This is a genomic window from Flavobacterium galactosidilyticum (assembly GCF_020911945.1).
Lineage (GTDB): Bacteria > Bacteroidota > Bacteroidia > Flavobacteriales > Flavobacteriaceae > Flavobacterium > Flavobacterium galactosidilyticum.
On sequence record NZ_CP087135.1, the window covers coordinates 120,601 to 135,423 of the forward strand.

5 protein-coding genes and 1 pseudogene are annotated in these 14,823 nt (G+C 33.8%); 1 reads left to right on the plus strand and 5 read right to left on the minus strand.

What is annotated here, in order from left to right:
• Nucleotides 1-230: 230 nt before the first annotated feature.
• The 4 genes from LNP27_RS00500 to LNP27_RS00515 all read right to left on the minus strand — a co-directional run bounded on the left by LNP27_RS00500 (nt 231) and on the right by LNP27_RS00515 (nt 11,059).
• Complete coding sequence (locus tag LNP27_RS00500) at nt 231-620, minus strand: hypothetical protein (protein ID WP_229942599.1); 390 nt, start codon at nt 618-620, stop codon at nt 231-233.
• A 2-nt stretch (nt 621-622) separates the two neighbouring features.
• The gene (locus LNP27_RS00505) at nt 623-1,531 is read right to left on the minus strand and encodes a hypothetical protein (RefSeq protein ID WP_229942600.1); all 909 of its coding nucleotides are present in this window, start codon (nt 1,529-1,531) and stop codon (nt 623-625) included.
• Nucleotides 1,532-1,600: 69 nt separating this feature from the next.
• Entirely contained in the window at nt 1,601-10,171 is an 8,571-nt protein-coding gene (locus LNP27_RS00510; RefSeq protein WP_229942602.1) for a LamG-like jellyroll fold domain-containing protein, read from the minus strand.
• Nucleotides 10,172-10,180: 9 nt separating this feature from the next.
• Nucleotides 10,181-11,059, minus strand: a complete 879-nt coding sequence (locus tag LNP27_RS00515) for a tail fiber protein (protein WP_229942603.1) — start codon at nt 11,057-11,059, stop codon at nt 10,181-10,183.
• 524 nt (nt 11,060-11,583) lie between these two features.
• Here LNP27_RS00515 and LNP27_RS00520 point away from each other — a divergent pair.
• Nucleotides 11,584-13,032 carry a glyceraldehyde-3-phosphate dehydrogenase gene (locus LNP27_RS00520; protein ID WP_229942604.1) on the plus strand — a complete coding sequence of 483 codons (1,449 nt, stop codon included), beginning with the start codon at nt 11,584-11,586 and terminating at the stop codon, nt 13,030-13,032.
• A 177-nt stretch (nt 13,033-13,209) separates the two neighbouring features.
• Here the strand turns inward: LNP27_RS00520 and LNP27_RS00525 are convergent.
• Nucleotides 13,210-14,616: pseudogene (locus tag LNP27_RS00525) on the minus strand (APC family permease).
• Nucleotides 14,617-14,823: the final 207 nt, after the last annotated feature.

Here is a 14,823-nt window from a genome sequence, read left to right on the forward strand (position 1 = left end):
AAGGTTAATAAAATTTAATGAATGACTTTCGCTGTCTTTTTATAAAATATACTGTATAAATGACTTGAGAACATATTGGTTTTTACCATAAAATGCATTCTTAAATCCAAGACCTTAGGAAATAACGATTGTGTTTTAAGCAAAAAACCTCCTAAATCAAAAATTTAGAAGGTTATTTTATCCAATTAAATGTTTAATCCTATATCATTGTTAACATATTATTAATTTAGTTATTCAACTAATTCAAAATCTCCTTGTCCCTGGTATTTAAGGTACGCTTTATAATCACTACCTAATATTTGTGCCAAATTATCTCCTTCTACAAGTACAATTGGAATTATTTGCGCCCCTTTTATCGAGAAATTCATTGTATACACAACTCCATTAACAGAATAATCTACACGTAGCGGCTGGCCTTTAGTTTTAAATTTAGAGGTAGTTTCTACCTTGATTGCGTATTTCATATTGGGATTAATACATTCATTTTCAGCAATTGCCGTGCCATCTGCATGAACAAAAGAAATATTTGACGGACTCATTACGTTAGGTTCTTCATCTGGCGAACAGGAAAAAAACGCCATAACTAGTAATAGTAGTAAAAAAGAGTTTTTCGTTTTCATGATTAGTTTTTTTGTTTAATACTTACTTCTTTGTTCATACCTCCTACATTTATTACGTAGGCACCTACTTCAAGATTATTAAAAATAGTTTCACCATTAGTCACTTTTTGAGAGGTGATTAATTTACCATTTTTAGATAATGTTACAGTAGCATTATTGTCATCATACAAAACTTTGATAATACCTCCAGCATAACACACTGCATCTTTTTTATAAAATTTTGCTGTTCCTATCTTTACAATTACTGTCCATTTTTTTAATACAGATTGATCCTCGGATAGTACTTGAAATTCAACTGGGTTTTTAAAATCTATAGTGTTTGAACCTGACACCTGATTTATAGTTCCTACAAATAATTTAGCTCCAAGACTTAGCTCAAATATTCCATTCAATGCCGAAACATTTGTGTCTTTATCGACAAAGAGTGTTAGTTGCGATCCTACAGCCGTTTTATCTATTACTTTTAAATCTTTAAATTTAAAATCGACTATTTCAGCACTACTATTCAATGATGGACTAGCAAAACTGTACGCTTGAAACAGGTTTCCAAAATGCTTATTATTTTCGAACACTTTTGTTTTTTCCACATTCTTAATGGAATTAGTTGCCGAATCATAAATTTTAAAACTGATTACCTCACTATCCACATTAGCAAAAACGGTTAGATAAGCAATGTACTTTTTTTCTGCTGGCACGTATAATAGCCTCGCACTACCGCGACATTCACCATTTACAAAAGCTGCCACTTTATCATTTACGTTGGATAAAGTTTTTCCATCCACATTGATAAAACCTTCAATTGACATAGTGTATTGAAAACTATTTTCGTTCACAGACCAATCCGGTGATTGTCCAAATGCATTAATACTCATTAAAACAAGTATAAATATCTTGTATATATTATTCCTCATATTTAAGTGATTATAAGCTCCTAAAAATTGTTTTATGAGCAACTTTTTAGGAGCTCAATAATTAGATTATTACTTTTTAATTACTTTAAAAATTTCTATTTTCCCATCTCTTTCAATTTGCAAGATATAAACACCTTGAGCTACATTTGGTGCAACTTCAAGTAGATTATTGCCTTTTTCCACCTGTTTTTCTTCAGTAAACACTAATTGGCTTGCTACTGTAAAAAGTTGAATTTTCACTTCTTGACTTTTAGCTACAGTAAGCGCTATGTTTAATTTCGTGTCAAAAGGATTCGGATAGATACTAGTACCATTAATAGTGCTATTTGAAATTCCTTCTAAAACAATAGGATTCAAGGTCGTTCCTAGGACATCATTACCTTTAAAAACAAAAGTTTTAGCCGTAGTTGTCTTATCGAATTCATTTCCTATTGTAAAAGTTAGTGTCTCAGAGTCATCTCCGAAAATGGTTATAAAACATAGTTCTCCACCGTTAACTTTTTGATTCTTTGTTACCCCTTTTAAAGCCCCTTTAGAATCATATACAAATAGTTCATCGAAACCTTTAGGTAGTAAAACAATAGCATTCATATTCTGTGAATACTGTTGAAAATCTGGTCTAATTGCCTCTTGCTTATCCTCTGAAACTGTTTTCAAACGAGCCTTTGACTTTTCATTTTGATAAGTTGGATACTTAAAGGTTTGAGGTTTCGTTGACTTAATCATATAACCTTTTCCAGCCTCTAAATATTTTAAAGTTCCGTGCCATCCGATAAGTGGATCATAAACAGCAAATAAGTTCTGAGATTTAATTATATCCCCATCAGTGGCGTCAAAATAAGCTAATGCCTCATTTGTAGATTGATTATTGGTCAATGGATAAGGAAGCCAGTTCCAGTTCTCTTTGATTGGAAAACTCCAATTAGCAATATCAAGACGTTTTCCTTTAATAGTTAAAGTTTGCTGATTTGTTAAATTAGTCTTGTACATTTTTGACGCTAGCAATCCTCCATCAGTACTTATCGTTCCAGACCAACCACTACGTGAAGGAGTAGATAAATCTTTGAAATAAGTTTCTAATTGTGCAGGAGAATGACTCAAAATACGATTAGAGGTTTCCAATATCAAACTCTTAGTCAAGCTATTAATTTTTGAAAAACTTTCATCATATACATTCAAAGAAATCCAAGACCATCCTTTATTGAGCGCAATTTGTTGTTCTACAAATCCAGTATTAGCAAAAATACTTGGCTTACTTAAAGTTCCAAACACTTCATTATCCCTAAAAGTAAATGATGTGTTAGCATTAAGACTTGCATCGACGACCATACCTTGAGAAGCATCCCAGATCTTAAATGTTAAATCTTCACCAGAGTTACTGTTGCTGTAAACTGTCAAAAATGCAAAGTATTCTTGATACGGTTCATTATAAACTAAATTTACTGATCCTCTAACTTCTCCATTATGGAAAACGGCAATTTTATCGTAAGAATCGGTTGAAAGTATACCATCAACCTTTATTTTTCCAACGATGCTCATGCTATAATCGAACTTGGTAGCATCAACGTTCCAATCTGGTTCAGGAGCCAAAACTCTCAATTTTACTTGTATTTTTTGATCGTAACCAAAGTCTGTTTGCAATTGCAAATTCTCTAAATACGCACCAGCTGAAATTTCTTTATCAATGGTTGCTACGATAGTTACTCTGCTATCAGGTTCAATTGTGCCCGATTTTTTGCTTAAACTTAACCAACTAGGTACATTATTGATTGTGTAAGGGTGTTTTTTTCCTCCTTTATTAACCAACGTGATATCAAAAGATTTTGTTTCACCACTGTTCTTAACAATTTCTACAATTTCATTGTATCCTTCGGCAAACCAGCTTACTTCATTGCGATTTACATAAGCTGTCCAAGTCGCTGGAGATTGTTGCATATTATTACCACTATCAAACATTCTGTGTACCGTAATATCTACTGTTTGTCCTTTTAATGATGCCCAATCTGTAATAACTGGTTCAATAATCATTTCGCCCTCTTTAATTACATGATTTGTCATAAATTTAATTAACTGGCGTTCTGGTTTTATAGCTGGAACATCATTAGAATAATTTACCACTCCACTACTTAGTGTAGCATTACTCGCAACTACGGTTTGGTTTACATCTGCATGATAGTATCTTGGACCATTAGCTGTAACTGGTTCTGGAACATTCATCCGTGCATATAGCATCAGGCCTATTGTTTCTACATCTAATTCGTGATAACTATCTCGAGTTATTTGTTCCACATTTCGCAAAGTATTCCAAAAACGGAATTCATCAATTTTCCCTGTAAATTCACGATCAACAGTTTCTATTCCTGCTAAATCTTTTGAACCTCTAGCACCTAACCAAACTTTATTGCCCGAGAAGCCGCCAATGCTAGTCATTTGATTAGAAGAAACTAATTTTGTATCTACATACGTTCTTAATGAACCAATTCGATTGAATAATAAAGTCACATGATGCCAATTGTCATCAGCAACACTTTTTGTTGTTAGTTCATATGATTTGCCCTCACTTTTCAATGATAACAAACCAGAATTATTGATATCAACAGACCATTTATTAGATAAGCCATTGCTTTGAATTACATCCGATCCATCTCCTTTTCCATTTGAAAAGATGGTAGCTTCCTGGGAAGTTCCTGTTTTTATCCAAAACTCCATAGTAGCGTCCATTTCATTAGTCAACTGAACAAAATTCACATTGTCCATTACCAAATGTTGTCCGTTAGTAAATTCATATGAAGTCCCTTTTGGTTTGATATCCCAAGAAGTATTGACAGTAGCATGTTTATATCGCGCCAAATCTTTAGCCAAATTACTTCTACCTTCATTCATTGGCCAATAACCAATCAATTTAGACTCATTACCTGATAACTTACTAAACATTTTAGCATACGAGTCTTCCTTTGTGATTGATTTATTCCACAAACGAAGGTCATGCATATTTCCAACAAATGTATTTCCTCCAATTATCAATGCATTGTTATTTGCAAATTGCATATTAGCACTTGCTGTTTTAGTACCTATTTCAGTATCATCTTCGAAGATCCGAATAGCACCAGTAGTGCTATTATAAGTAAAGGTATAGTGATGAAATAAGTTGTCATTTGTCAAAATTCCATCTGTAGTAACACCTCCTAATGTGAAAGAAATACCATCAGTACCACGTAATCCGATACTCAAGCCACCTTCTTGTGAAAGAATAGTACTTGGACTACTAGTTTTTGTTCCATTTTTCATCCAAAATTCAAAAGTCAAATCTCCTGAAGCAATTTTTGGATCATTTATTACAGCAGTGTTACTATTTCCTTCAAAATAAAGAGATACATTATGATCAACTGGCAATTGATTGGTTTGTCCTTTTATTTCTATAGTACTTACTGCTGAGTTGTAAAAAACATCTTCACTGAAATTCACTTTCAAATCTTCTCCCACTCCTAAAATTCCATCAATAGGTAGAGGGGTGCCAAATAATTGTGGCGCACGTAAATCGACTGTTCCGGTTATAACATCAGATATAAACTCAGTATCATTCGTACACGTACTTCTCGCTCTAATTTCATATTTTCCATCAAGCAATTTTGAAGTTGCAATGTCAAAATTATAGGTCAAATTAGAAGCTGAACCAATAGCCGATATTTGAGTCTCTTTGTTTAATACCGCTTCGTCGTAAAATGCAGTAGTGCCATAATAAGTATGTAAACGAATCCAATTAGGACTTGACGCCAATCGATACTCTAAATCAAGTTTTTTGAAACTCTTGAATTTAGTACTAAAATTATTCAAATTTATTGCTAATGGTTTCGTTGTACCATCAGTATTAAAAGCCTTTTCTCTATTGTAAACCCAATTGTTTAACGGAGCACTCACCGTTACACTAGAACAGGAAGGTAAGAAACCTGCCGAAATTAGTACTTCTGAACTTACCTCTTCTGCATCACATAAAGATTCCATTCTAATTTTTATATCCTTGTAATCATAAACATCAGAAATGGATTTAGCTAGAGTTAATTTATAAACCACTTCTTCTCCATAAGGAACATATACAATAGTTCCATTAGGCTCAATATTGATTAAGGCATTATTTGGATTAGTAGTATTGTCTACAATTAATCGGAAGCTTGCATCTAAAAAGTTGGCTCCAGATTTAGCAGCACTATTGTTTGTTAATATTAATTCGAATTCAGCATTTCTATTTTCAGAAATATTACTAACATTGTTTTCAGTTACCTTCAGTACAGGAACTTCTACCATTTGAGTAGCAAAACTTAATGCTTCTTGTTTATCTTCAGGCAACTCCTCTATTACTTTCGATAAAGGATCGTAGGTCGCTTTATTGTAAAAAAGTGACATTTCTGCACCTTCCTGAGGACATGATGTTTGACCTCCTTTAGTTATAAAAATAGGACCGTTACCATCAAATGGATCAATGACATCAACGCTTAAAAAGTTGGCTACATCATTATCCTTAATCGTATAACTGATGTTTGTCGTATTTGCAGTTTCTTGAGATACCGAAGAATTAATATCCTGCTGAAAAAACGCACTCGTATTTACAGTCAGTCCTACTTTATTTATCTTAAAACCAAGCTCCAGCGCTAGCGATTCATCAATAACAAGGTTGTAGGAAGTAGAAGATTCTTCTACTACACTAGTCTCTACACTTTGTGTAAAAGAACCCAAGCCAGCATCAAAAGAAAGATTTTTTTTAAAATTAGAATCTAGTAAGTTTTTAACAGCATCGGATTGGTTAAGTTTTCTTTTTAATTTATTTTCAGCTACAGGATCTCCAACAACAGTGCTATATACTCCGTTAACTTTATTTTTAAAATTACTTATGACATTTGACAAACTTGCTTTGTATTCTTCTGGACTATTTTTTGCCGCATATTTGCTCTTTTCATTATCTAAAATAACTTTTCTCCACAATCTTATCTTCTCCATATATCCCTCTCTTAATTCGATGTTTTTCTTAGAATTAGGGTCTGGTCCATTTAGATTATTCGTAATGAATACATCGTATTCAGGAATCAAAGTATTCAAAATATATTTCTGCGAATACATGAAAAATGTGGGGCTAATGCGATCATTTATCATCAAAGCTTTTTGCTTACTGATATAAACAGGATTTGAGACCGTACCTAAATTTACATACTCCGTTATTGGAAGTTCTTGTAAAACACCATTAACTGATTTTTTGGGTATTGTATTAGACAGCTCAACATTATCAAAAGATCCATAATACATGTTTTTTGAGTTTCCAATATATAAATCACCATCAGAACCTACATAATCTACACCATCGCTAGTTGATATTGCCTTATTAAAAGTATAAGTACTTGTTATACTTTTACCATCAAATGACGTATTACTCAAGCCTAAATTAGATTCCAGACTATTTACAACCTCAGTATCTATTTCTGGGGTTGGTACTATTCCTCCAGAAATAACAAATCGTGTTCCCATACTAGCAGTAGTATTATTTAAAAAACCCTCCTGGTCAGTTAAAGAAGCTTGAGAGGTAAACGAAATACTAGTTCCTTGTTCAATAGTAGCAGAGCTGTTCGACCCTGGTGGATCCCTTAAGATAATAGCTGGAATTTCAGGCGCTTCAGTTACAAAAGTCTGACTTCCGTCTGAAGCACCCCCTATAATAATACCAGTATCTTTAAAGTTTTCAACTTCATAATCAATCTCGTTTATTCTATATTTTAAAGTGCTTCTTACTTCAAATGGAGGTAGTACCGATGGCACTCCTGCTTTAAACGTATAAGTTAATGTGTTTCCATTCGTTACAATTGACTCTGAATCAGCTAAAGCTAGATTATTGGTTTTTACTAACTCTCCATCTGTTACCGGTACATTGACATCAATACCTATTCCAGAATCATTATTGGTATAACGCTCAAAACGGTTCATAACAATTTTATATTCTAAAAACTGTTTATAAATAGGTTTTACAAAGTTTTTTGTTGACACAGAAACTCCATTCACATCAAGATTTTGTTCAGAAGTTTGCTGGGTTACTTGTAATACTGGAGTAGATCTGAAGGTAAAACTTTTTTCATAATGATAGGCCGTTCCTTTTAGTATTTTATCAATACCGCCTTCTTTGTATTGATATTCAGGTATTTTAACAGCTGGTATCGCTAAAAAGTCAAATATCTCTGTAGTTCCTGCTTTTAATAAGGAAATAGCTGAGTTAGTTTTGATTTTTAAGTCACTATCTTGAAGATTATAACGTAGTGGCATTACAGCAACTCGATACTCACCCGATTTTTCATTAGTCGTAAAACTGAATTTAGTGTAATCTGTAACATTAGCTCCTACTGGAGCATAGCCTAATGTAAAATCAGCTTTACCGATATTGTTTTTAGCACTAACTTCCAGTGTTTTTGTTATACCAGAATCGACCACTGTTTTTGTGACTAAACCCTTGTCACCAAATCCAATAACTTTAGCAGACTCTACAGCACCACCTACCACTTTACCTACTACATCAACTCTAGTTGTATTAATAAAATAAACGGGAGCATTAGAGTCTTCAAAAAATTCCTTAAACTCACTTGTAGCTGCTGGAAAACGACCATTATAAGTAAATTGATGTCCATCTTTTTTTACTGTGATGTAATGTTTTCCAATAGGTACGCTGATATCAAAACGACCTTCATCATCAGTAACTACTGGAATATTATTGGCATCTAACACAATAGCTCCATCTATATAAACATTAGCTCCTTCTGTAAAAATAGTAGCATATCGATCCAAATAATCATCTGACTTGTCCGCAGGAGTTCCAGCATCATGTATCCAATATTTACCTTTAGGATATTTTTCGCTATTAATTTCATATTCGTTATAGCCTTCATCAATAATATTACTCCCCCCAGCAACCCATACATCACCTTCATTAGTTGCTTTTTTATCATCTACTTTTGCAAATGAAGGAAAAACACCTCGAGTATCAAACTGAACAACTCCTTTGAAACTAAACGAAGACTGATCAATAAAGTCAATTTTATTTACCACCTCTGAACCTTGTCCTAAATAGACCAATTGTTGATTGGGCTCAAATTTGTGCTGACCATATAAAGGTGTAATATTAAAAGATTCACCAGTTCCAGAATACTGTATTGATGTTATTTGATAGTTTCCGTTTTTATCAGTGACCCCTAAAACTCCCAGTTGAGAGGTAGTTGGATAATTGTCTGCTGCAGTCGCCCACTTTACTTTGGCTGTTGGATCTGTATCCTCATTCGAAAATTTTCCATGATTTTTGTTATAATTAAAACCATTTCGTGATAAATCATAAGCATAAGCACCTGTTTTCTCGTTCGCTCTTAAATACGAAACCAATCGGGAATCATTTCCACTTATAAATCGAGAATAGTCGGTACGTATTATTGCTTCGTCCAAAGGTGCGTTCCATATTCTGATTTCATCAATATAACTAGCCTTTCCACCTCCGACTTTAGTATTGCCCCAAGATCCTTGTACCAATGAAATGGTACCAGTAGGAATACTAACATCAAAAGTTGAATAGATTCCTAATTGAGCTATTTTCTGCTTGTATTGGGCTGTAATAGCTCTACCATTAATATAAAGCAAAGGGACTTGAGTGTCATTAAGCACTATTGAAAAGTGAGCAAATGAAGTGTTAAACTCTGAAATTGGCACTAGCACATCATCACCTCTTGTATTCAATTTTCCAGAAGGAAAATAATCTTTCAAAGTATACGTATTGCCTCCAATAGTAATATCCATTGTTTTATTAACAGGGTTTAATTTTACCGCAGTTTCTATAGTAGTTGTAGCGTTTGATATTGTAAATAATCGAATAGCCGCTTCTGTATCGCTAGTATATCCATTCTGAGGCTTTACCCATGCTTGAAAAGTCGCCGAATTAGATAAGAGTGAACTCGCACCACCGATGCTTACAAAGCTAGTCGCTGGAATACTCAAAGAACTACCCGATTTTAACTCACTTCCGCTAGAGACCGCTGTAACAATCACATCCTTTACCGGATTTCCTCCTTTAAAACTAATGTTACCTGTAACAACCGCAGTAGGGTTTCTATACCCAATACCAGTTATATAGGTATTATAAAGACTTGAAATATTACTAATTCCTTCTGCTTCTACTTTGTATTCGTAGAGTACTCCTCCTTCAACATATTTGTCTTCATAATTAGTTTCGGTCGAAGGAAGCCCCACAACTAGATTATACGGTTTATCTCCCTGCTCGGAATAAATTCTTCGGTATATTTTCAAACCTTTAACCAAGTTAGAATTAGCTCTTAAACTCCAACTAATAAGTATTTTATCACCATAAAAGCCTTTAGATACTTCAAAAGACTCCTCGGCAAAAGTATTATACAAATAAAGTACATCCCATGGAAATCGGATATCTGCAGGATTTGTAATCCTCGGTCCATTTGTATTTTGTCCCAAATAAGGAAGTCCGACTTGTATACTGAAGCCCTTATTTTGGATAGCCTGAGATACAGGTACAATTTTAGCTCCACCTGCATTTTGGGCTCCTACTCCTGTTACCAGAAAAAAGAGTCCGAGTGCTGTTAGTATTTTTTTCATAATTACAGCTTATAATTTTATGATATAATTTACACCGTAGTTTACTGGTCGAGTTTCATCAATCCCTATTTCTTGTGTTACCCCAGCAGTGACGGCATGCGAGTGGGAACCAGCATCCTTCATTTTTTTTGGATATTTAACATCTGGCTCACCACTAGTATCATCTATATTTCCACTAGTATTATCACCGGTAACTCGTAAAATATATTGATATTCACCGTCGGAATGGTTGTGATTTCCAGTCGTATTTGTTGTAAGTGTACCAGGACCATGAGCGTGTTTTTCAAAACTATCTTGTTGTACCGCTTTTAAAGCAGGTCCTGTTTGTCCTGCTCCAGCTGTACCTGTCCCTCTAAGAAACATTCCTTGTAGATTCGGAGCATTAGCACCTACCATAGCGATTAAAGCTGTAGCTGTAGTCGGTAAAGGAGTTCCATTGCACAATGCCCATCCAATAGGGGCAACTGCGCCAATAAATGGCATTATAGAACCCGTAGGCACTCCGTTGTTTGCAGAAATAGCATAAGGAACATGACGTAATTGCTCGTCTGAAATTACATCATCACCATTTTCAATTTTAAGGTAAGCGATATTGTCCGCAAACAAAAAATTATTTGTAGCCGCTGGCTCAATAACATCTGAGAAAACACCAAAATTATCAGTTGTTACATTTTTAGTAGTAGTATAAATTTCTTTAGGAGCTTTAGCCGCATCCAAGTAATACAAAGTATACGTAAGACTGATAGTCTGATTTGTCCTAGCTGTATTATTATTATCTCGGGCAATACCTTGGACAGCAATACCTGATTGTGTTGCTGAACTTTGAGCATAGTTTAGAGTTATTGAACAGATCATGAAAAACGCTGATAATAGTAATTTTGATTTCATAAATAATTGATTTAAGTTTTTTATTTCATTATGTTAATTGTGACTGAAGTCACTAATTAACTTGATGTGAAATTATTTCAAAAAAAATCAATACTACTAAATAAGAGGGGGACAAAAAAGGGACAAAAAACTTTTAAATGTTTGATATACAATAATTTAAATCATAACTATTTATTAAAAAGCAAAAAACACCTAAATAATAGGATAAAATAGCCTTGCAAATTAGAATACAAACGTAAAAGAGAAAGCTTTTGTAATGAACCATATTGAAAAAATATTAAATCAGAAATCAAAACTCTTCTTTATCAAAAGCCCGTACGTTAAAAAATTGACATCTAAAAATTAGCCCAACCAATAAGAATTACGATCGTCTGTCTTTTAAAAACAGAACTTATTTTTATATTCTAATGAAATCTGCTTTATTTAAAAATAAGTCACAAAATAGTTTACGAAATCGATTGAAATGGGTATTTTTGCACAAAATTTTAAAAAATACACTAACTTATTTTCATTAAATTTTCAACATGGCAACTACCACTTTATACGAAAAAGAAGTTTCTTTTCAAGCCGACAGGCGACGTGCAGGAGTAAAACTGATTAAAATCATCAGTGATTTATGGTATGATAAATCAATAGAAATGGTTCTGTTTCGCAACCAATTAATTGATCGAAATGTCAGCGACATTATTAACCTTCATGGTTATGCTGCCGAATTTGTAGGTAAACCAATTTCAATTTTCAATTCCGTTAAAATTGCAAAAGCTATTTTAGAGTTAGACCTTCCACCTGCAAAATTAGACATTGGAAAATTAGCCTATGAATATGCTTTGGAAGAAGACAAATACCAAGATGCCAAGTATTTTGTGATTGACAAATTAAAAAACGCCAAAAACTCAGAAGAAATTCATCCAAAGGATGTTGTTCTTTATGGTTTTGGTAGAATTGGACGCTTATTAGCGCGAGAATTAATGTCAAAAACAGGAAAAGGAAGCCAATTAAGATTGAGAGCTATTGTAACGCGAGATAAAAACGATGCAACAACACTAGAAAAAAGAGCCTCTTTATTAAGATATGATTCTATTCATGGTGATTTTCAGGGATCAGTAACTGCAGATACTAAAAATAACGCATTGATTATTAACGGCACTACCGTTTACGTCATAACTGCAAATAGTCCAGAGGAAATTGATTATACGCAATACGGAATTGATAATGCATTAGTGATAGATAACACAGGAGCCTTTACCACACACGAAGCGCTAAGCCGCCATTTAGTTTCAAAAGGAGCTAACAAAGTGTTGCTTACTGCTCCAGGAAAAGGAGTTCCAAATATTGTTCATGGGGTAAACCAAAATGAATATAATCCTGATGAGATTGATATTTTTTCTGCAGCTTCCTGCACTACAAATGCAATTACTCCTATTCTAAAAGTTGTTGAAGATAATTTAGGTATAATTAGAGGACATTTAGAAACAATTCATGCCTATACTAATGACCAAAATTTAGTTGATAACATGCATAAAAAATACCGTCGTGGCAGAGCAGCTGCTTTGAATATGGTAATCACTGAAACAGGTGCTGGAAGTGCTGTTGCGAAAGCTTTACCTTCATTAGAAGGAAAGTTAACTTCGAATGCAATTAGAGTTCCCGTTCCAAACGGTTCATTGGTGGTTTTAAATCTTGAAGTTTCAAGAGAAACTTCAGTTGATGAAATCAATGCCATAATGAAAAAATATGCATTGGAAGGTGAATTGGTAGAGCAAATCAAATTTTCTATGAATAACGAGTTAGTTTCATCCGATATTGTGGGTACTTCACAACCTGCAATTTATGATAGCAACGCAACTATTGTTTCAAGAGATGGAAAGAATATAGTATTATACATCTGGTATGACAACGAATACGGATATAGTCACCAAGTAATTAGACTAGCAAAATATATTGCCAAAGTAAGACGTTTTACGTACTACTAGTCTTTAAGTTACAGGTTGAGGATTGTAGTTGTGTCTTGTTTTTTAGTTTTTAGTTTTTAGTTTTTAGTTTAAATTTAAAATAGCAGCAACTCAACCTGAATTCAATAGAAAATCCGTCGCGTTATGATAACGAGACGGATTTTATTATTTAAGAACTCAACTCATTTACCACCAAAACTACTCCTTAGCTTTAGTCAAATAATAAATTGGGACTCCCATTAGCATTATCAAAACTCCCCAACCACTTGTACTTGTTTTAGTATATAATAATGCCATACAAATCGCAGAAGCTATTATAATATAAATCGCTGGCAAAAATGGATAACCAAAAGCTTTATACGGTCTTTCGACATCAGGAATTTTCTTACGAAGAATAAATATCCCTAAAATAGTTAGTATGTAAAATATCAAAACTACAATCACTACAAAATCTAATAAATCACCATATTTACCCGTCAAACATAATGCCGAAGCCCAAAAACATTGTACTCATATTGACCAAGCTGGAACGCTTGCTTTATTCAATTGGGCCGCTTTTTTAAAGAATACACCGTCTTGCGCCATCGTATAATATACTCTAGCACCCGCCATAATTAATCCATTATTACAAGCAAAAGTCGAAATCATTATCATTACGGCAATTATCAAAGTCCCAATAGAACCAAAAATATCTTGCGAAGCCACAACGGCAACCCTATCAGATTCAGCAGTCGCAATTCCTTGTATAGGTACCACTGCTAAATACATCACATTTGCCAATATATAAATAACACTAACAATTAAAGTTCCTAAAAACAAACTCAAACCCACATTGCGTTTTGGGTTTTTAATTTCTCCTGCAATAAAGGTTACTCCTTCCCAAGCCACACTCGAAAACAAAGACCCCACTAAAGCTGCAGAAATAGCAGATATTAGAGCTAAGCCACTAATAGGCATCCAACTTCCCGAATCTTTATCCAGTGATTGTGAAACCCAAGCATTAGACCAGTTGGCATCCCAAACGTCTGCTTTAGCAGCCATGAAACCAAAAATAATCAATCCAGCGATGGATAAAATTTTAATTACCGTAAGAACTGTTTGTAAAATCTTAGAGTTTTTTACCCCACGACTATTTATATAACTTAATAAAATAATTGTAGCAATAGAAACAATCTGCGCAGCATTGAGCTTGAAATAGCCAATCTCATATAAAATGTTTTTATCACTGAAAGGAGCGTATAAATAAGCAGCAAATTTAGCAAAAGCAACACCTACAGCAGCAATTGTACCTGTTTGTACTACTGCAAAAAAGCTCCAGCCGTATAAAAAACCGATTAGCTTCCCGTAAGCTTCCTTTATATACACATATTGTCCGCCTGCTTTAGGAAACATAGCACTCAACTCACCATAACTCACTGCAGCAATGACAGTAATAACTCCCGTAAGAATCCACATAGCAATAAGCCAACCAGCAGAACCCAACTGTCGTACCATATCTGAACTGACAATAAAAATTCCCGAACCTATCATAGAACCCACAACGAGCATTGTTCCATCTAGTAATCCTAATTCTCGTTTAAAATCTTCTGGCTTATTGTCTTCCATATAGTAGTGTTTGGTTTTACTTTGGTTTTGTTAAAGATATACTTTTTTTTAAAATCTTAAATAAAATGAAAAACATAATCTTAAACGCAACAAAGTTAAAGAGCTAATGCATTATAAATAAAATGAAAAAGACGCTTCCATTCCTATTAAGGAACGGACAGCGTCTTTTTAATTAAATCCTACTTTGATTTTAGTAAGCACCAACGA